20 protein-coding genes are annotated in these 18,985 nt (G+C 65.1%); 11 read left to right on the forward strand and 9 right to left on the reverse strand.

Translation table 11 applies throughout. The features are described 5' to 3' along the window. The first annotated feature begins 1 nt into the window (after position 1). Entirely contained in the window at positions 2 to 382 is a 381-nt protein-coding gene (locus tag XH93_RS20835) for a nuclear transport factor 2 family protein (RefSeq protein WP_194468970.1), read from the forward strand. On the opposite strand, the gene glnA is transcribed toward XH93_RS20835, so the two are convergent. Further along, complete coding sequence (glnA, locus tag XH93_RS20840; RefSeq protein WP_194468971.1) at positions 379 to 1,809, reverse strand: type I glutamate--ammonia ligase; 1,431 nt, start codon at positions 1,807 to 1,809, stop codon at positions 379 to 381. The genes XH93_RS20835 and glnA overlap by 4 nt on opposite strands. A 116-nt stretch (positions 1,810 to 1,925) precedes the next feature. Next, positions 1,926 to 2,108 carry a hypothetical protein gene (locus tag XH93_RS20845; protein ID WP_139483827.1) on the reverse strand — a complete coding sequence of 61 codons (183 nt, stop codon included), beginning with the start codon at positions 2,106 to 2,108 and terminating at the stop codon, positions 1,926 to 1,928. A 250-nt stretch (positions 2,109 to 2,358) separates the two neighbouring features. On the opposite strand from XH93_RS20845, the gene XH93_RS20850 reads away from it, so the two are divergent. Then, positions 2,359 to 2,721: an SPW repeat protein gene (locus tag XH93_RS20850; RefSeq protein WP_194468972.1), complete on the forward strand. Its 363-nt coding sequence runs from the start codon at positions 2,359 to 2,361 to the stop codon at positions 2,719 to 2,721. Between the two features lie 227 nt (positions 2,722 to 2,948). Here XH93_RS20850 and XH93_RS20855 read toward each other — a convergent pair whose 3' ends face one another. Beyond that, complete coding sequence (locus XH93_RS20855; RefSeq protein ID WP_194468973.1) at positions 2,949 to 4,277, reverse strand: MFS transporter; 1,329 nt, start codon at positions 4,275 to 4,277, stop codon at positions 2,949 to 2,951. Between the two features lie 420 nt (positions 4,278 to 4,697). Here XH93_RS20855 and XH93_RS20860 point away from each other — a divergent pair, with 420 nt between their 5' ends. Next, positions 4,698 to 6,983, forward strand: coding sequence for a ComEC/Rec2 family competence protein (locus tag XH93_RS20860; protein ID WP_194468974.1), 2,286 nt, complete (start codon positions 4,698 to 4,700; stop codon positions 6,981 to 6,983). Here the strand turns inward: XH93_RS20860 and XH93_RS20865 are convergent. The 5 genes from XH93_RS20865 to XH93_RS20885 all read right to left on the reverse strand — a co-directional run bounded on the left by XH93_RS20865 (position 6,980) and on the right by XH93_RS20885 (position 10,925). Further along, on the reverse strand, positions 6,980 to 7,207 hold the full coding sequence (locus XH93_RS20865) for a hypothetical protein (RefSeq protein WP_139483823.1): 228 nt from the start codon (positions 7,205 to 7,207) through the stop codon (positions 6,980 to 6,982). The genes XH93_RS20860 and XH93_RS20865 overlap by 4 nt on opposite strands. Before the next feature lie 186 nt (positions 7,208 to 7,393). Beyond that, on the reverse strand, positions 7,394 to 7,822 hold the full coding sequence (locus XH93_RS20870; protein ID WP_139483822.1) for a hypothetical protein: 429 nt from the start codon (positions 7,820 to 7,822) through the stop codon (positions 7,394 to 7,396). A 328-nt stretch (positions 7,823 to 8,150) separates the two neighbouring features. Next, positions 8,151 to 8,855: a transcriptional repressor LexA gene (gene lexA / locus XH93_RS20875; protein WP_139483821.1), complete on the reverse strand. Its 705-nt coding sequence runs from the start codon at positions 8,853 to 8,855 to the stop codon at positions 8,151 to 8,153. Between the two features lie 207 nt (positions 8,856 to 9,062). Continuing rightward, a complete protein-coding gene (gene glp, locus XH93_RS20880) occupies positions 9,063 to 10,274 on the reverse strand; it encodes a gephyrin-like molybdotransferase Glp (RefSeq protein ID WP_194468975.1) in 1,212 nt (403 codons plus the stop codon). Between the two features lie 12 nt (positions 10,275 to 10,286). After that, the gene (locus tag XH93_RS20885; RefSeq protein WP_194475255.1) at positions 10,287 to 10,925 is read right to left on the reverse strand and encodes an HAD family phosphatase; all 639 of its coding nucleotides are present in this window, start codon (positions 10,923 to 10,925) and stop codon (positions 10,287 to 10,289) included. A 204-nt stretch (positions 10,926 to 11,129) separates the two neighbouring features. Between XH93_RS20885 and XH93_RS20890 the strand changes: the two genes are divergently transcribed. The 4 genes from XH93_RS20890 (at position 11,130) to XH93_RS20905 (ending at position 15,028) form a co-directional block, all read left to right on the forward strand. Beyond that, entirely contained in the window at positions 11,130 to 11,447 is a 318-nt protein-coding gene (locus XH93_RS20890; RefSeq protein ID WP_194468976.1) for a helix-turn-helix transcriptional regulator, read from the forward strand. Positions 11,448 to 11,589: 142 nt separating this feature from the next. After that, positions 11,590 to 12,774 (forward strand): MFS transporter, encoded by a 1,185-nt coding sequence (locus XH93_RS20895; protein ID WP_194468977.1) that lies wholly within the window; start codon positions 11,590 to 11,592, stop codon positions 12,772 to 12,774. Positions 12,775 to 12,801: 27 nt separating this feature from the next. Further along, positions 12,802 to 13,980, forward strand: coding sequence for an MFS transporter (locus XH93_RS20900; RefSeq protein ID WP_194468978.1), 1,179 nt, complete (start codon positions 12,802 to 12,804; stop codon positions 13,978 to 13,980). 124 nt (positions 13,981 to 14,104) lie between these two features. After that, positions 14,105 to 15,028 (forward strand): amino acid ABC transporter substrate-binding protein, encoded by a 924-nt coding sequence (locus XH93_RS20905; RefSeq protein ID WP_194468979.1) that lies wholly within the window; start codon positions 14,105 to 14,107, stop codon positions 15,026 to 15,028. Between the two features lie 40 nt (positions 15,029 to 15,068). On the opposite strand, the gene XH93_RS20910 is transcribed toward XH93_RS20905, so the two are convergent. After that, complete coding sequence (locus XH93_RS20910; RefSeq protein WP_194468980.1) at positions 15,069 to 15,305, reverse strand: hypothetical protein; 237 nt, start codon at positions 15,303 to 15,305, stop codon at positions 15,069 to 15,071. Between the two features lie 263 nt (positions 15,306 to 15,568). Here XH93_RS20910 and XH93_RS20915 point away from each other — a divergent pair, with 263 nt between their 5' ends. The 4 genes from XH93_RS20915 to XH93_RS20930 all read left to right on the forward strand — a co-directional run bounded on the left by XH93_RS20915 (position 15,569) and on the right by XH93_RS20930 (position 18,970). Beyond that, positions 15,569 to 15,781, forward strand: a complete 213-nt coding sequence (locus XH93_RS20915; protein WP_139483815.1) for a cold-shock protein — start codon at positions 15,569 to 15,571, stop codon at positions 15,779 to 15,781. Between the two features lie 97 nt (positions 15,782 to 15,878). Further along, positions 15,879 to 16,109, forward strand: a complete 231-nt coding sequence (locus XH93_RS20920; RefSeq protein ID WP_194468981.1) for a transcriptional regulator — start codon at positions 15,879 to 15,881, stop codon at positions 16,107 to 16,109. Between the two features lie 177 nt (positions 16,110 to 16,286). Beyond that, the gene (locus XH93_RS20925) at positions 16,287 to 17,303 is read left to right on the forward strand and encodes an ABC transporter substrate-binding protein (RefSeq protein ID WP_246799257.1); all 1,017 of its coding nucleotides are present in this window, start codon (positions 16,287 to 16,289) and stop codon (positions 17,301 to 17,303) included. A 482-nt stretch (positions 17,304 to 17,785) separates the two neighbouring features. Further along, positions 17,786 to 18,970 (forward strand): NADH:flavin oxidoreductase/NADH oxidase, encoded by a 1,185-nt coding sequence (locus XH93_RS20930; RefSeq protein ID WP_194468982.1) that lies wholly within the window; start codon positions 17,786 to 17,788, stop codon positions 18,968 to 18,970. Positions 18,971 to 18,985 lie beyond the last annotated feature (15 nt).

The raw sequence follows: 18,985 nt of genomic DNA on the forward strand, positions 1-18,985 counted from the left end.
GATGCCAAGCGAGACCGACGAGATCGCCTCCGCCATCATCGCCAGATGGTCGGCTGCGTTCAGCAAGCTCGATGCGGAGACGCTCGCCGCGCTCTATTCGAGGAGCGCGTTCTTCTTCGGCTCGAACCCGACCCTCTATCGCGGCCGCGACGGCGTGAAGGCCTATTTCAACGGCCTGCCGCGCTGGCGCGCACCGCGCGTCCAGTTCAGCAATGTCAGCACCGGACGGGTAAACCCCGATCTTCTCAACATGGCCGCCATCGCATCGTTCTCCCTCGACGGCGATACGCTCACCGTCAAGATCACGTGGGTGATCGCGCGCGAGGACGGCGACTGGAAGATCGTCTGCCATCACGTCTCCTCGCAGACGCCGCTGATCTAGATGTCGTAGTACAAATGGAACTCGTAGGGATGAGGTCGCAATCTGATGGGATCGACCTCCTTCTTCCGCTTGTAGTCGAGCCATGTTTCGATCACGTCGGCGGTGAAGACATCGTTGCGCAGCAGGAATGCGTGATCGCGTTCGAGCGCGTCCAGCGCCTGGTCCAGTGACCCCGGCGTCGACTTCACCTCCTTCGCCTCGGCCGGCGGCAGGTCGTAGAGGTTCTTGTCGATCGGGCTACCCGGGTCGATCTTGTTGCGGATGCCGTCGAGACCGGCCATCAGCATTGCGGCAAAAGCCAGATAGGGATTGCAGGAAGGATCCGGCGAGCGAAATTCGACACGCTTGGCCTTCGGGTTCGGCGAATACATCGGAATGCGGCAGCAGGCTGACCGGTTGCGCTGGGAATAGACCAGGTTGATCGGAGCCTCATAGCCCGGCACCAGACGTCGATAGGAGTTCGTGGTCGGGGCGCAAAGCCCGCACAACGCCCAGGCGTGGGTCAGCAGGCCGCCGATATAGTGGCGGGCGAGCTGGCTCAGTTCGGCATAGTCGCCCCTGTCGTAGAACAGGTTGGTCTCGCCTTTCCACAGCGACTGATGAACATGCATTCCAGACGCGTTGTCCTCGAACAACGGTTTCGGCATGAACGTTGCGGTCATGCCGTTCCGGCGAGCGGTGTTCTTCACCACGTATTTGTAGATCATCAGATTGTCCGCCATGCGCGTGAGCGTGGTGAAGCGCATGTCGATTTCGTTCTGCCCACCGGTCGCGACTTCATGGTGATGGGCTTCGATCTGGATGCCCAGTTGCTCCATGGTCAACACCATTTCGGTGCGGAGCGCCTGCATGCTGTCCGTCGGGGGCACCGGAAAGTATCCCTCTTTCGGGCGCGGCTTGTGTCCCAGATTGGGCGCTTCCTCCGAGCCGGTGTTCCAGCTGCCCTCACTGGAATCGATTTCGTGGAAAGCGTAATTGATGCCCTGTCCATAGCGCACGCTGTCGAACACGAAGAATTCCGCCTCCGGACCGAAGTAGCTGATATCGGCGTGGCCCGTGGCCTTCAGGTGGGTTTCGGCCTTCTGGGCGATGTAGCGGGCATCACGGCTATAGGATTGACCGGTCGTGGGGTCGCGGATGTTGCAGATCAACACTAGCGTGGATGCAGGGGAATACGGGTCGAGAAAGGCCGTGGTCGGATCCGGAACGACCAGCATGTCGCTTTCCTGGATTTCCTGAAAGCCGCGGATCGATGAGCCGTCGAAGCCAATTCCCTCTCCGAGAGCATCGACGCTCGCCGCGCTCGGCGGGACGGAAAAATGTTGCCATACCCCCGGCAGATCGATGAAACGCAGATCGATCATCTGCACTTTCTCGTCCTTGATCGCCTTCACGATATCTTCGGCTGTTGCGCACGTCGGAAACATGGCTTCGCTCCTGTCATGGAGAGCCGCGTCGTTGAGATTGTGCTGCCGTTCTCAAGCCGCCATAGGGCGGCTTGAGACTGATCCCGCTCCAAGTTCTGCGCAGCTCGCGGGCAGCCTCAGCTTTGGTGCGGCCCGCGCATCAGCTTCATGGCGTCTTCGATATGCCGCCAGGTTCTGGCCAGCTCGGCCTCGCCTTTTGCTTCAAGCTCGATGGCGTTTTGGGCAGCTTCCGCAATGGCCTTGGCGCCATGTGCCTCGAGCAACTGCCGCGCATAGCTGTGGATGTCGATTTCTCGCATGGCGTCATACTCCTCTCGTCCTGAGCGCAACCGTAAACACCGGTCGGGCCGCGAACCGCAGACGTTGACACCTGGTCAAGCGCACGCAGTGTGCATCTTGCTGCGGCGCGATTGCAAGAGCCCTTTCCGGGTCGCGTGGACGCCCGGGTGGACGTGGGCTCGCGGATCAGCAGCGGCAACAGATCGCAGGTCCGGCTAGATGCTTTTTGCTCCCGCCGCACCATATCCGGGGAAGAGGGAGGTGAGGATTATGCGCATTCAACACTGGCAGGATGCTGCCAGCCTGTTGGTGGGAGTCTGGCTGATTGCGTCGCCGTTTGCACTGGGCTTCTCCGGGGCAGCTCTCTGGATCTCCATCGCACTCGGATTGGGCGTCGTGCTGTTTGCCTTGGAGGCATTCATCATTCCGTCCTATCTGGAGGAGTGGGGCGAGATGCTGATGGGAGCGGCTCTGGTGTTGGCACCCTGGACGTTCGGCTACGAACAGGGACCGGTCACCACGAGCAGCGTGCTCGGCGGAATCGTGGTGATCGCGCTCGCTTGCTGGGAGCTGATGACAGATCGTGATTTCGCCACCTGGTGGCACGATCGCTGGCATCACCGAGCTGGCTGAGGGGAATCGAACCGGGTTGTTGGCCTGACCGCCAGCGACTGGCGGCCGGAGCGGTTGAATTTGCCTGGCGCTGCATTCCCCCCCGGCTGCGTTGGATGCCGGTTCTGCAAGGAAATCACGCCCGAGCGACGGCGAGTGCGGGACGATCCGGAAGCCTCGCCCCGCACTTGGAAGGCCGATCATGAACCTTGCTGCGGGGTTAGCTGTGCCGCAGCAAGGTCACTCCGTCATGGCGCGGTTCGCGCCTCGATCTGCTCCCAAATTTTGGTCTCGCGTGTCTCCGGCATGATCAAGAGCGCGATGATGAAGCACACCGCGGGAACGGCGATCGGATAGATCAGCGCGTAGCCGATGCTGCCGGTCGCTGCGAAGGCAGCTGATGTGATGAACGGCACCAATCCGCCGCCCCAACCGTTGCCGATGTGATACGGCACCGAGACCGAGGTGTACCTGATCCTGGCCGGGAAGAACTCCGCCAGGAATGCACCGACCGGCCCGTACACCATCCCGACGTAGCAGACGAGGATGAAGACGATGAGGATGGCGACCGGATAGTTGATGTGTCCCGGCTGCGTGACCGTGCCGAGCCACAGATACAGCGGATAGTAGGTGATCGCGGCAAGCAGCATTCCGCCGAGGATCACGGGTTTACGGCCGATCTGATCCGACAGCCAGCCAAAGAAGATCAGGCTCGGCGTTGCGATCAGCAGCGCGGTTCCCACGATGTAGGCAGAGGTGATCGCATCGACCTTGGAGACCTGCTGCAGGAAGTACAGTGCCCAGAATTGACCGCTGTACCAGACCACGCCCTGTCCGATCAGGACGACGATGGCGATCAGGATGTATTTGATGTTGGCGCTGAGGAAAGCTTCCCGCCAGGGATTCCTGGTCATCTGTCCGCGCGCCTTGATCTCCTGGAAAATCGGCGTCTCCTGAAGCTGGAGGCGGATGTAGATGGCGATGGCCACCAGCAGGAACGAGAGCAGGAATGGAACGCGCCATGCCCATTCGTCGAAGGCCTGATTGCCCGCCCAGGTCCGGGTCAGGACGATCACGGCCAGCGACACCACGATCCCGAGCGTCGGCGAGGTTTGGAGCCAGCCGGTATAGTAGCCGCGGCTGTCGTCCGGAACATGCTCGGCGACATAGGTGATGGCGCCGCCATATTCGCCGCCCAGGCATAGACCCTGGATCATCCGCAAGCCGAACAGAACGAAAGCGGCCGTCAGGCCGATCGACTGATAGGTCGGGATCAGTCCGATCGCGCCCGTTCCCAGGCCCATTCCGCTCAGCGTAATGAGGAATGTATATTTGCGGCCGATCCGATCGCCCATCCATCCGAACAGGAAAGCCCCCAGCGGACGGATCAGGAATCCCGCAGTGAACAGCGCGATCGTGCTCAGCAGGGCTGCGACGGGGTGGGATTGCTCAAAGAACTTGACCGACAGCACTGCGGCCAGGCTGCCGAAAATGTAGAAATCGTACCATTCAATGATGTTTCCCACTGACGCAGCAACAATCACGCGACGAAAATCGCTTGGTACTTGAATAGCCATGTGCTGCTCCTATCAAATGCAAACACTACGCCTCGCGTTTTTCAGCGATCGATCCGCTCGCGGCGTGCGCGTGGTGCACGGCGTTACAGGCGAGATTGGCGAGTTCGTCCGTAACGCCTGGTCTCAGGCGGAGTTGTGGGCCACCTGAGAAGAGCTCCAGCGGCCTTCACGTGCCGCGAGCCGTTACTGCCTCATCCCTGTCTGATCGGGAGTGGAGGCATCGGGACAGTCTAATCCCAATGGGATTCGGTACCTAATGAGACTTTCGGCTCGATCGGTTTGACGCAGGCCGCAGGTAGGGCCGGCGCGGGCCGGTCCCGGTATCGAGCCTTGCCGGTTCGTATTCTGGATCCGTTCCGCTAGCGGCAAGGTCACAGCTTCCGGTAGCTTGGCGTCCCGGCAGGGATCGCAAGGCGAGAGATGGCGGAGCAGGGCACGACGCCGGGCGGCAAACGCGGCTACGCGGGGACGTGGCCGCCGCGCGCGGCCGCGCCGGCCGGCGGCTACGCGCCGGTCCGTCCAAGCATCTGGCCGCCGCTGGTCGAGACGCTGCGGCAATGGGCGCGCGCGGAGGCGGGCGCCGGGCGGTTGCTGCCCTGGGTGCCGGTGGCGTTCGGCACCGGTATCGCCTTCTATTTCGCGGCCGAGCACGAACCGATGCTGCCCGCCGCGGCAGCCGTTGCGATTGCGCTGTGCGTGCTCGCCGTCCTGCTGCGGCGGCAAAAACTGTTTCCGGTTGTCGTGATGACGGCGGCGGTCGCGGCGGGATTTGCCACCGCGACCTGGAAGACGGCGCGCGTCGCGCACGGCGTGCTGGCGCGGCCGATGTTCTCGGTGGCGCTGACCGGCTTCGTCGAAACGCGCGACATCAGGGAGAAGACCGACCGCTTCGTGCTGCGCGTCGCCACGATGGAGAGCCCACGGGAGACCACAAAACTTGAGCGCGTGCGGCTGTCGGTGAAGAAGGGCGCGGCGCCGGAGGTCGGCAGCTTCGTCGAATTGAAGGCGCGGCTGTTGCCGCCGCTCGGGCCGCAGCGGCCGGGCTCCTATGATTTCGGCCGCGACCTGTATTTTCAGGGCATCGGCGCCTCCGGCTTCGTGATGGGCGCGGTCAAGACCCGGGAGGCGCCGGCGAGCGGTGGCTTCGCGCTGCGCTACGCCGCCTTCATGCAGGGCCTGCGCGACGCCATCGATGCGCGGATCCGCACCACGCTCGACGGCGACCAGCGCGCGATCGCGACCGCATTGCTCACCGGCCGGCGCGATGCGATGTCGCCGCGGGTCAACGATGCGATGTTCATCTCCGGGCTTGGCCACGTGCTGTCGATCTCCGGCTACCACATGGCGGTCGTCGCCGGCGTGGTGTTCTTTGCGGTGCGGGCGCTGCTGGCGCTGTTTCCGGCGCTGACGGCGGCGCATCCGATCAAGAAATGGGCGGCTGCGGCCGCGCTGCTCGCCGCCGCTTTCTATCTCGCGCTGTCGGGGGCGGAGGTCGCGACGCAGCGCTCGTTCTTCATGACGGCGGTGGTGCTGATCGCTGTCATGGTCGACCGCCGCGCCATCACGTTCCGCACGCTGGCGGTGGCGGCGCTGATCGTGCTCGCGATCGCGCCGGAGGCGCTGGTGCATCCGAGCTTTCAGATGTCGTTTGCCGCAACCCTCGGGCTGGTGGCGCTGGTGCAGATCGGGATGCCGAGCCTGTTGGCATCGCCCGACCATTCGGTGACGGCGCGCGTTGCGCTGTGGGGCGGGCGCGAGCTGGCGGTGCTGGTGCTGGCCTCGCTGGTGGCGGGGCTCGCGACCACGCCCTATGCCGCGTTCCATTTCCATCGGGTGACGCCCTACGGGCTGCTCGCCAATCTCGCGGCGATGCCGGTGGTCTCCGCGATCGTGATGCCGGCGGGGCTGCTTGGGCTCGCCGCGATGCCGTTCGGCTTCGACGGCGTGTTCTGGGCGATCATGGGATTTGGCATCGACTGGATGATCGTGGTGACGCAATGGGTCGCCGCACTGCCGGGCGCGGTCGGCCGGATGGCGGCATTCGGCACCGCCCCGCTGATCGCGGCGAGCGCCGGGATCATTCTGCTCGGGCTGTTGCGCACGCCGCTGCGCTGGTCGGGCGCGGCGTTGCTGGTGGCGGCCTTGGTTTGGGCGGTGCGGGCGCCGCTGCCGGACATTCTGATCTCCCCCGATGGCCGCAACGTCGCGGTGCGCGGCGGCGACGGTCGGCTGCATCTGATGCACAGCGCGCGGGACGCCTTTGTGGTCAAGGAATGGCTGGCGGCGGATGCCGACGCGCGGACCGCGGGCGATGCGTCGCTGGGCGAGGGCGTCTCCTGCGACGAGGCCGGCTGCGTCACCCGGCACCGCGGCGGCGGTTTTGTCGCGCTGGCGACCCGGCCGGAGGCGCTGGCCGACGATTGCGAGCGGGCCGCGGTGATCGTGACGGCGCGACAGGTCGCCCAGGGCTGCGCGGCGTCGGTGATCGATGCCGAGCGGCTGCGCCGGCACGGCGCGCTGGCGCTGCGCCGGATCGGCGACGGCTTTGCGATCGATGCGGTCAAGCCCGGCAGCATCGACCGGCCGTGGTCGCCGGCGGTTCCAGGCGATGCCGACAGCGAGACGACGCTGCGGCCGCCCGCCGGCGCAGCACGCCCCGCCGTCGATGCGACGCCGGCCGAGGCCGATCTGCAGGCCGATGATTAGTGGTGGTCGGAGGAGGGGGCGGTCGGCAGCTCGAACAGGCCGAGGTGGTATTCGTCGGCATCGGGGCCGGCGTCGGGCTTCTTGACCAGGGTGAAGACGGCTTCGGGAAACTGCTGCCAGACCTTGAGGTCATCGGCGGTCACGGTCAGCCAGCCGAACCGGAACATGTAGCGGCCCGGTTCCGTGACGCGTCCAGCTCGCTGCCATGTGACCTTGTCGACCACCGCGCACGTCCTCCGCGCGGGATGATGCGCCAAGGTGCCGTCCAGCGCAACCGAGCCGGCGTCCAGCGCAACCGAGCCGGCGTCCAGCGCAACCTCACTGATGCGCCCCGGAACGGAACTCCGGGGTCGCTCGAAATCGCTTTGGTCACCCGCCGCGGGACAGCTCATCCTGCGGCGACGATGCGCTCAACCCAAAAACAGCGATGCGAATGCGGAGGGCCGCCGCTCTGCGACCTTGGGCTTGTGCTCGACGGTCGGATGCAGCGCCGGCAGCTGCAGCACCGTGACGCGCTGGCCTTCGACGAGCTGGGTCACCAGCACATGGCTGCCGTCGGGGAATTCGACCGCGTCGTGATGGCGATCCGGCACGTCGGGCTCGACCTCGTTGAACACGCCGACCCGATAGCCGATCGTCTTGGTCCAGATCCACCGGCTGTCGTAGCGGACGTTCTCGACGAAGGCGAGCTCGGTGCCGGGCAGCATGCAGACCGCGACGTTGGGATCGTTCTCCGAGGCAAAACCGCGGGTCGACGTGCCGCGGAAAGTCGTGCTGATCAGCGTCTCTCCGACGACGGCGGGACGCGATTGCACCGCATGCAGGCTATAGTCACACATCGGAAGGCTCCTCTGTCGAGGTAGCGACCCGTGCCTCTCCTTGAGGCGCGGGCCTCTACCAGAGTGGACGATAGCGAACGAGTGTTTTCTCGTTTCGAGGCGATTGTACGACTGGTCACGGACGGCCTCAATCACAAACACGCTACAGCGCGTCGGCGGTATCTGGGCGCATCTGGTGCAAGTCACACGTCGCGCTATCCGCCAAGCAACGGTCCGATGCGTCGCTCCGTTCCTCGATCGGGATGACTTTTCTTCGAATCGTCATCCCGCCCGATAGTTTTGCTTGAGCATGATCTCCGCGCAGACGATCATCAAGTGCCGCCGGCGCCTAGTATTTCCTGTACAGGCCGATCAACTTGCCCTGGATGCGCACCCGGTTCGGCGGCAGGATGCGCACTTCATAGGCGGTGTTGGCCGGCTCGAGCGCGATCGATGCACCGCGGCGGCGGAAGCGCTTCAGAGTGGCTTCCTCCTCGTCGATCAGCGCCACCACGATGTCGCCGGTGTTGGCGGTGTCGTTGCGCTGGATCAGCGCCATGTCGCCGTCGAGGATGCCGGCGTCGACCATGGAGTCGCCACGCACCTCGAGCGCGTAGTGCTCGCCGGCGCCGAGCATGTCCGGCGGCACGCTGATGGTGTGGCTGCGGGTCTGCAGCGCCTCGATCGGCGTACCGGCCGCGATCCGGCCCATCACCGGCACGGCGACCGGACGGTTGCCGTCGTCCTCGGCGACCGGCGGCGTCGAGGAGCGCTTGCCGAGCGCGCCCTCGATCACGCTCGGGGTGAAGCCGCGGCGGCCATTGCCGCCGCCGGCGGCCAGTTCGGGCAGCTTGATCACCTCGATCGCGCGCGCCCGGTTCGGCAGGCGGCGGATGAAGCCGCGCTCCTCCAGCGCGGTGATGAGGCGGTGGATACCGGATTTCGAGCGCAGGTCGAGCGCATCCTTCATCTCGTCGAAGGAGGGCGGCACGCCGGCCTCTTTCAGACGTTCATTGATGAAACGCAGAAGTTCGTACTGTTTGCGCGTGAGCATCTCGAGTATTCCCCCGGTTGATAGCGTCGTTCGATTCCGAGACTTCGGAAGACCCGGAGCACGGCGCTCCGCGATGAACTCCCGATTGTAGACACCAGTACTCGAAACAAATCATGAACGGACACTATATGTTCGATATGTGTTCCGCAACCACTTAATTTCAGGTGAACGTGACAGGCAATCGGCGAAGTGGCGGCCGCGCGAGGCTCACTCCGGCATCGTGAGGATCTCGCATTCGGCACCGCTCGCGGCCGCGGGCGCGAACGGCGGACGAACGAGAAGTGCCTGCGCCGCAGCGAGATTCCCCAGCAGCGATGAGTCCTGCTTCATCACGGGCGTTGCGATCAGCGTGCCGTCCGCGCGCGCCTCGAGGCGGGCGCGCAAGTAATCCTCACGCTGGTCGTTGGCGGCGAGATCGCGGCCGAGCAATGCGCGCGCGCGGACGTGATGAATCACCTTGCGGCCGCTCAGTGCCCGAATCAGCGGCACCAGGAACAGGAAGGCGCAGACATAGGACGACACCGGATTGCCGGGCAGGCCGATCACCCGCATCGCGCCGAGCCGTCCGTGCATCATCGGCTTGCCGGGCCGCATCGCGATCCGCCAGAACGCCATGGTGACGCCCTCGGCCTCCAGCGACTGCTTGACCAGGTCGTGGTCGCCGACCGAGGCGCCGCCGGTGGTGATCAGGACGTCGGCGCCGGCATCGCGCGCTCGGCGGATGCCTGGGGTCGTTGCGGCCACGGTGTCGGCGGCGATCCCGAGATCGATCGTCTCGGCACCCTCGGCGCGGGCCAACGCCCGCAGCGCATAGCCGTTGGAATAGACGATCTGGCCGGGACCCGGCTTGGAACCCGGCATCACCAGCTCGTCGCCGGTTGCCAGCACCGCGACCCTGGGACGGCGGCGCACCGCGAGTTCCGGATAGTTCATGGCGGCGGCAAGCGAGAGCGCGCGGTCCGAGAGGCGGCTGCCGGCCGCAAGCAGCACGTCGCCTTCGCGGAAGTCGACACCGGGGGGACGGATATGCCGCCCGGTGACCGCCGTCTCGGTGATGGTGATGTGGTCGCCATCGGCCCTGGTGTCTTCCTGGATGATCACAGCGTCGGCGCCGTCGGGGATCACGCCGCCGGTAAAGATCCGCACCGCTTCGCCGGCGCTGACCGTGCGCTCGAACGGCCGGCCGGCGGCGACTTCGCCGATCACCTTCAGCCGCGCCGACAGGTCGGCCGCATCGGCCGCGCGCACCGCATAGCCGTCCATCGCCGACATCGCCTGCGGCGGCTGGGTGCGCAGCGCCGCGACGTCGCGCGCCAGCGTGCGGTGATAGGCGGCATCGAGGCCGACCATCTCCTCAGGCAGCGGCTCGGCGCCGTCGAGAATCGCGGACAGGGCATCGGCAACCGGCATCAAGGCCACGCGCGGACCTCCTCAGATTTTGCTCTCGATCCCAAGCGCGGACAGCGCCCTTGCCACGTCATCCGTCGATGTCACGTGGACGGCATGAAGGCCGCGCGCCCGCGCGCCCTCGATATTGGCCGCCGTATCGTCGAAGAACAGGATCCGCGACGCCGGCACGCCGATGGCTTTTACCACATGATCATAGGCCGCGGCGTCGGGTTTGCGCAGCCCGATCGCCGAGGACAGGAACACGGCGCGGAAATGGCTGAGCACATCGGCATAGGCGACCGAGAAATGCGCGACATGGGCCGGGTTGGTGTTGGAGAAGGCGTACAACGGCATCCGCTTGGCGGCGCCGGCGAGCAGCGGCGCGATGCCCGGCATCTCGCCGGTGAAGATCGCGTTCCAGCCCTCGAGGAACTGGGCGTCGGTGAGGCCGACGCCGAGGGTGTCGCGCAAATTGGCGAAGAACGCGGCGTCGTCGATCCGGCCGACCTCGTGATGCTTGAAGCTGTCGTCGACGATGAAGCGGCCGGCGAGGTCGGCGGGCGCGCAGCCGGCGTGGCCGGCCCAGCACGCCATCACCTTGTCGAAGCTGATGTCGAGCACGACGCGGCCGATATCGAACAGCAGCACGTCGACGGAATTGGGGGAGAGATCTGAGGTCATTGCGCCGACGGTGTACGAAAATTGCGGGCAGGCGGCAATGGATTCGATCGGCTGCGGGAGCGGGGAGGCCATCGCACGGCTCACATGCTTGCGAGCGGGATGCGTGTGAGTGAGCCCATGCTCGCTGTCGTTCCTAACACCCGTATTTCGAACATTCTAGAAATATCGATTGACGCGGCGTCGACGGCAAAGCATGGTCGCGTCATGAAGATCGATGACGCCGCAGCACGCCTGGAGGCCCTCGGCAATCCGACCAGGCTCAGGATCTACCGGGCGCTGGTCCGCGCCGGACATGCCGGCATGCCGGTCGGGCGTTTGCAGGACCGGCTCAGGATTCCGGCGTCGACGCTGTCGCACCACGTCAAGGCGCTGGTCTCCGTGGGGCTGATCTCGCAGGTGCGCGAGGGCACCACGCTGATCTGTCACGCCCAGTACGACACAATGCAGGGCCTGGTGAATTTTCTGGCTGCCGAGTGCTGCGCCGACGAAACGGAATGCAAGGAAGCCAAGACGGCCGCCTGATCTTTTAGCGCTTTCTTCAATGATTCCAGAAGGACAGAAAAATGAGCGTAACCACGGTCGGCCGGCTGCGGGTGTTCCTAGTCCCGGCGGCAGGATGAGGACACGCCCTTTCGCACTCGAACATCGTTCGCTGATAGCGGCGATGTGCCTCGGACAGATCGGCAATCTGCTTCCGCATGTCGCGCTGTCGGCCAATCTCGCGCAGCACCTCATGCCTGCCTGGGGTATGAGTGCGGCCGAAGGCGGGCTGCTCGCCAGCGGCTATGCCTTCGGCTACATGCTGGCGGTCCCGGTGCTGACGACGCTGACCGATCGGATCGATGCCCGCCTCGTTCTTCTCTGCGGATCGATCGTCAGCGGACTTGCCACGATCGCGTTCGGTCTGTTCGCAGTCGGCTTCTGGTCGGGCGTGGTCATCTGGTCGCTCGCGGGTCTCGGCTTCGCCGGCGCCTACATGCCAGGGCTGAAGGCTCTGACAGACCGGCTGCCGGCGGGAGACACCTCCCGGGCTGTCACGCTCTACACATCCAGCTTCTCGCTGGGCGTCGGGCTTTCCTTTCTGGTGGCGCAACTCGTCGCCGACCATTGGGGGTGGCGGGCAGCTTTTGTGGTCACCGGCATTGGGCCTGCCGTGATGGCCGTCGTGTGCCTGGCGATGGAAGAGCGTCGGCCGGAGCACAAGCCCGGGCGGCTTTTGAATTTCAAACCGGTCCTCGCGAACCGCGAGGCGCTCGGCTACATCTTCGGCTATGGCGCTCATTGCTTCGAGCTCTACGGCGTCAGGACCTGGCTGGTGGGGTTCTGGGCCTACGTGACCGCGCACCAGGGCGCGCCGTCCTGGATGTCCCCGGTCGTCGTGAGTGTCGTGTTCGCTGTCATTTCCATGCCTGCCAGCATCCTCGGCAACGAGGCCGCGCTGAAGTTCGGTCGCCACCGCGCCATCACGGCGGTGATGATCGTATCTGCCTCGGTGGCGGTGCTGATCGGCTTGAACGTCGCTGCGCCGGCGTGGGTGGTCGCGTTGCTGCTATTGGCCTACGGCCTGACCGTTCCCGCCGATTCCGGAGCGCTGACCGCCGGCATGTCGGCTGCGGCAACCCGCGAACATCGGGGTGCGACGCTCGCGCTTCATTCAACCGTGGGCTTCGGGCTTTCTGCCGCCGGCGCCTGGGGAACGGGGGTGGCGCTCGATGTCGCCGGCGGTCCGCAGAGCGCCGCCGGATGGACGCTGGTCTTCATTGTCCTCGCGGCCGGAATCGCGATGGGCCCGCTCGCACTTCTCTGGTCGCGCGCGGGCGAGACGAAAAGCGCAATTCCTGCGAAATAAGAACACTCGGATAGAGGGAGAATGCAGGTGGATCGATCACGGCTCGGCATCATCGCGGCGCTTGGCACCGCGCAAACGCTGGCCTGGGGGTCGAGCTACTATCTGCCCGCGATCCTCGCCGATCCGATCGCGCGCGACATCGGGATTTCGAGCAACTGGTTCTTTGCGGCGTTCTCTGCGTCGCTGGTGATCTCCGGGCTGATCGGCCCGCGCGTCGGCCGCCAGATCGATCGCGTCGGAGGCCGGCAGGTGCTCTGCGCCTCGAACGTCGTGCTCGCGGCAGGCTTGGCGCTGCTCGGCGCCTCCGGCTCGGTGTGGACGATGTCGGCGGCCTGGCTGCTGCTCGGCATCGGCATGGGCCTCGGGCTCTATGACGCCGCGTTCGGCGCGCTGGGCCGTATCTATGGCAGCGACGCGCGTGCCTCGATCACTGGGATCACGCTGATCGCAGGCTTCGCCAGCACGGTCGGCTGGCCCTTGAGTTCGCTCGGCCTTGCGACCATCGGCTGGCGCGAGACCTGCTACGCCTGGGCGATCGCGCATCTCGTCATCGGGTTGCCGCTCAACCTGCTGCTGCCGCGGACCGTGCCGGCGGCCGCTTCCGATGGCGCTGCCGCCAAGCCCGCCATTCCGATCGACCGGACCATGGTGTTGCTGTCATTCGCGTTCGCTGCCGCCTGGACTGTGACCTCGGCGATGGCCGCGCATCTGCCGCGGATCGTCGAAACCTTCGGCGCGACTCCGGCGCAGGCGGTGTTCGCCGGCATGATGATCGGGCCGGCTCAGGTCGGCGCCCGCATCCTGGAGGCCGGCTTTCTCAGCAGATTCCATCCGCTGCTGTCGACGCGGCTCGCCTGCATCACCCATCCGATCGGCGCCTGCGTGATCGGCATTTTTGGCGGCGGAGCGGCGGCAGCTTTCGCGCTGTTGCACGGCGCGGGCAATGGCATCCTGACCATCGCGCGCGGGACGCTGCCACTCGCCATCTTCGGGTCCGAGAATTATGCCTACCGCCTCGGATTGCTCGGCGCGCCCTCCCGGATATGTCAGGCGCTTGCGCCGCTGGCTTTCGGGCTTCTGATTGAGCCGATGGGGAGGGCGGTGGTCGTCGTGTCGGCCGGGCTCAGCCTGTCTGCATTGATCGCGCTGGCGCTGTTGCCGCATGGGCGTTCGGCTGGCGCAACGGCACATAGCAAAGCGCGATAGCTGGTAGACACATCCTCGTCTACCTCCACATCGCGGCGTGAGCTATCACCGCAATGATCATGTCTCGGCTCACGTCTCCCTGTGGGCACGAAATCCCACACCTTGCATCGCCCAGGAGCCGTTGATGCGCTTGCCTGCCGTCCTCTCGTCCGCTCTGCTGTCGCTCGCGCTTGCCGCCAGTTCCGCGGCCGCCGAAGAGCTCTCGGGCACGTTGCAGAAGGTCAAGGAGACGAAGAAGATCACGCTCGGCTACCAGGAGGCCTCCGTTCCCTTCAGCTATCTCGACGACCAGCAGCGGCCGATCGGCTTTGCGCTCGATATCTGCCTCAAAATCGTCGACGCCGTGAAGAAGGAGCTCGGCACACCCGACATCGCGGTCGACTATCTTCCGGTGACCTCGTCGAACCGGATTCCGCTAATGGTCAACGGCACGATCGACCTGCATTGTTCGGCGACCACCAACAGCGCCGATCGCCAGAAGCAGGTGACGTTCACCAACACGCACTTTCTCAGTGCGACCAAATTCGCCGCCAAGAAGTCGGCCAACATCAACACGATCGACGACCTGAAGGGCAAGTCGGTCACGGCGGTGGCGGGGTCGGTCAACCTGACGCAGCTCATCAAGGTCAACACCGAGCGCAAGCTCGGCGTCAATGTCTTGCCGGCCAAGGACCAGGCCGAGGCGTTCCTGATGCTGGAGACCGACCGCGCCCAGGCCTATGCGCTCGACGACGTGCAGCTCGCGGTGGCGATCGCGCGCTCGAAGCAGCCGGCGCTCTACATGATCAGCGAGGAGGCGTTCTCGAAGGCGGAGCCGTTCGGGATCATGCTGCGGCGCGAGGACGCGCCGTTCAAGGCGCTGGCCGACCGCGCCACCGCCGAGCTCTACAAGAGCCCGGAGATCGAGGTGATGTACAAAAGGTGGCTTGAGCAGCCGACACCGCCGGTTGGCATCAACTACAACGTCCCGATGTCGCCGGCGCTGCGCAACGCATTCAAGAATCCGAATTCGAGTTACGATCCTGACGTCTATCAGGTCGCCAAATAGGCCGAGCGATCGCTGCCGGAATCAACAGAATGAGGCAGTCTCACTGCTTCGCTCGGTCTGACTGGAACACCAGTGAGGCGTGAAACAGCGGCGTGGTCTCGGAGCGAACCTCAATCGCCACGTCGCGCCGTTTATTCTCGTCCGCCGCATCGCGGGCCAGGGCAGCCAAAGCATCGGTCGCTTCGACCTCGGCCGCGAGTTGGTTCGGCAAGTCCAATCCTTCTTCGTCGGGGTAGAGGTCTTTTCCGTCTCTGATGTCGAAGAAGTAGCGCATCATGCCGACCTCGCGGGGCAACGTACAACGAAAGGCTTGCAAAGCCGTTCCTGTCCTGACGAAACAACCGGGAACCAAGCGATCCCGTGCTCACCGCCGGTGAGTCTTCGCTTACTTGCGCCGCGGTGCCAACACCCATATGCTGGCCCGGTTCGATTAGCCGCCGTGCCTTTTTGAATGTGCCCGCGGGCTACTTCCCAAAGACATCGCACCAGTTGAATCCGGCCAGAGGATGGTCGAGCGAACGTGTTTTTGGAGAAAGACAAATGGCGACCGGTACAGTGAAGTGGTTCAACGGCCAAAAGGGCTATGGGTTCATCCAGCCGAACGACGGCGGCAAGGATGTGTTCGTTCATATCAGCGCAGTCGAGCGGGCCGGTTTCGGCGGTCTCGCCGAGGGACAGCGCGTGAACTACGAGATCAGAACCGACCGCAAGAGCGGGAAAGACAGCGCGGACAATCTTTCGCTGTCCGAGTAACGGTTCCGTTACATCACGGACGTAGCGGAACGCTGGCGGCTCGCTCGATCACGCGATTGAGCGAGCGAGCCTTGTTTCGTGCAGACGAGGATCAGCGATGGACGGGAAGAAGGTGCTCTCGCCGACCAGCGTCGCTCGCGCCGAGCGTCAACGTCTGGCCGCAGAGGAAGGCGCGCGAGCCATGGCCGAAGTCGACCGGCAGGCCGCGGCGGTCCGCAAGAACATGGCACGGCTGCGCACCTTAAGGGAGGCCAAGGAGGCGGCGGAGGCTGGTGCCCAAGCGGACGCCCCCGTTGCGCTCAAGAAGAAGCGCAAGACGATCGGGTGATAGCAGGCTGCGGGTGTCGGCGGATTCCGGCTCCGGAAAACGGATCGCCGCGCGTGACGGCGACTCTTGGAACGGCCTTTCGCGCGCGATGCCAAAAACGAAATAGCGTCTCATATACATCGGCGGGTTTTTCCGCAAAGCTTGCGGCGTTGTGACTGCTGATCGGGAGCGCTGCCGGTGACCGCGCCAATTTCCATTTCACGACGGTCTGCACTCGGCGTGCTCGCCGGAAGCCTGCTTGCGGGCGCAGCGCGCGCCGAGACCGGGGCGGGAGCGGGGGCCGATCTCGGCGGCGTGACGCTGCGCGTCGCCTATTACAAGGGCGGCTGGCGGCCGCTGCTGCAGGCTGCCGGCGAGGACAAAACGCCGTACCGGATCGATTGGAAGGAGCTCAACAATGGCGTGCTCCATATCGAGGCGCTGAACGGCGATGCGCTCGACATCGGGTCTGGCAGCGAGATCCCCGCGATGTTCGCGGCGCGCCAGAACGCCAAGGTGCGCTTCATCGCCGTCACGCATGAAGACCTCAACACACAAGTGACCGTGGCAGCGAAGGATGCGCCAATCCGTTCGATCGCCGACCTCAGGGGAAAGCGGGTCGGGTATGTGCGCGCGACCACCGCGCACTATTTCCTCGCCCGGCAGCTCGAGGAAGCGGGCCTGTCGTTCGCCGACATCGAGGCCATCAACCTGACGCCGTCGGACGGCTACTCGGCGTTTGCCTCCGGCAAGCTCGATGCCTGGGCGATCTACGGCTACAACGGCCGGCTCGCGATCGCAAAGCAGGGCGCGCGCGTGCTCAAGACCGGCGTCGGCTATCTCTCCGGGAATTTTCCGATCTACGCCAACCCGAAGGCGGTCGACGACCCGCTGCGCCATGCGGCCGTGACCGACTTCCTGCTGCGCGTCCAGCGCGCCTATGCGTTCGCCAACAGGAATTTCCCGGTCTACGCCGCCGCGGTGGCGGCGGACACCCATCTGCCGGTCGAGGACCTTCTCGACCAGTTCGCCCATCGCAGCGAGGACTACGCGCTGGCCGGCGTGACGCCGGATGTGCCGGAGACGCACCAGCGGGTCGCCGATACCTTCCTCAAGCTCGGCGTGCTCGACGTCCGCACCGAGGTCGGAAAGTTCTGGGATGCGAGCTTCAACGAGGCGATCGCAAAGGGCGCGGCGAAGCTGGCGACGCTCTAAAAGCAAGAAGGCCGCACGCGCGAAATCGAGAGTGCTGTCGTTCGTTTCAGCCGGCGACGTACTCCTGAATACGGGCGGCGGCCTGACGGAGCTTCGCCTCGTTCTCGCCAGCGCGAGATAGCTGAGCGAGTGTTCGTAGTAAACTCGAAGCCGCACATCGCCGAACTGGAGGGTACCTTCGACGAAATTCTCTCTCATCTCATATGGTGGGAGAGATCATGGCGGCCGAACGCTCCAAACTAGCCTTGATGGCGCACGATCGGTTGATGGAATGGCCCCGGATGTCGCTGCGCTCATCCGGGCTACGCCTGCTGGCTGATCTGTCTTCTGTCCGTTAGTCGATGGCGATCGCGTTGACCTGCTCGCGGGTCAGTTCCGGCCTTGCCGCTCTATCGGCCATGACGCGGCGCGTATATCGTCTGGCGCCAACAGAAGATCGCTCCGGCCCGCGCCGGGTAGCGACCAAGACGCGAGGAAGCCCGATGTCCGATACGCTGCTGTTTTCGCCGATGTCGATCCGCGGTGTCACGCTGAAGAACCGCATCGTGGTGCCGCCGATGCACCAGTATTCGGCGGAGCAGGGCTTTCCGACCGACTGGCACCTGATGAATGCCGGCAAGTTCGCCGCCGGCGGCGCCGCGCTCGTCATCGTCGAATCGACCAAGGTGGAGCGGCGTGGCTGCGGCACGGTCGGCGATCTCGGCATCTGGGACGACAAGTTCATCGAACCCTTGAAGCGCCTCGCCGGCTTCATCAAGCAGCAGAACGCGGTGCCCGGCATCCAGCTCGGCCATTCCGGCCGCAAGGCGCGCGCCAGCCGGCCATGGGAAGGCGACCGGCCGCTGCAGCGGACACCCGAGATCGAGGACTGGGACGCCTGGACGCCGGTGGCACCGAGCGCAATTGCCCATAGCGAGCGCTGGCCGGTGCCACGGGCGCTGGAAACGAGAGAGGTGAAGGACCTCGTCGCGGCCTGGGGGCAGGCGGCCCGGCGCGCGCATGCGGCCGGGTTCGAGGTGCTGGAACTGCACGGCGCCCACGGCTACCTGGTGCACGAGTTCCTGTCCGAGCGCTCCAACCAGCGCAGCGACGCCTATGGCGGCTCGGAAGCCGGCCGGATGCGCTTCCTGATCGAAGTGACGGAGGCGGTGCGGGCGCACTGGCCGGATCACAAGCCGCTGTTCGTGCGGCTGTCGGTTGAGGACCATGCCGGCTGGGGCCCGGAGCAGAGCGTCCGGCTGGCCAAGATATTGAAGCAAAAGGGCGTCGACGTGATCGACTGCTCCTCGGGCGGCATCACCGAGCTGGCGCCGATCCTCGGCAAGGAGATCAAGTACAACTATCAGGTGCCGCTGGCGGAATATGTCCGCTTCCATGCCGATATCATGACCATGGCGGTCGGGCTGATCATCCATGGCGACCAGGCCGAACAAATCCTGCGTGATAAACAAGCAGATTTGATCGCCGTCGGCCGCGAAATCCTCAATAACCCGAACTGGCCGATGGATGCCGCGCTCAAGCTCGGCGTCGACGGCCCGTTCCGCAACGTGCCGCCGCAGTTTGGCTATTGGCTGGGCACCAGAGCCAAGCGCGGGTTCGGGACGGCGCCATCGACCTGGCAGAACGGATTGGCCGAACGGCTTGCGGGAGACGAAAAGGCATCGTGACAAGACCGTAACGCA

Origin of the sequence: Bradyrhizobium sp. CCBAU 51753, assembly GCF_015291565.1 — a bacterium.
In the GTDB taxonomy this organism is placed as follows: Bacteria; Pseudomonadota; Alphaproteobacteria; order Rhizobiales; family Xanthobacteraceae; genus Bradyrhizobium; species Bradyrhizobium ivorense.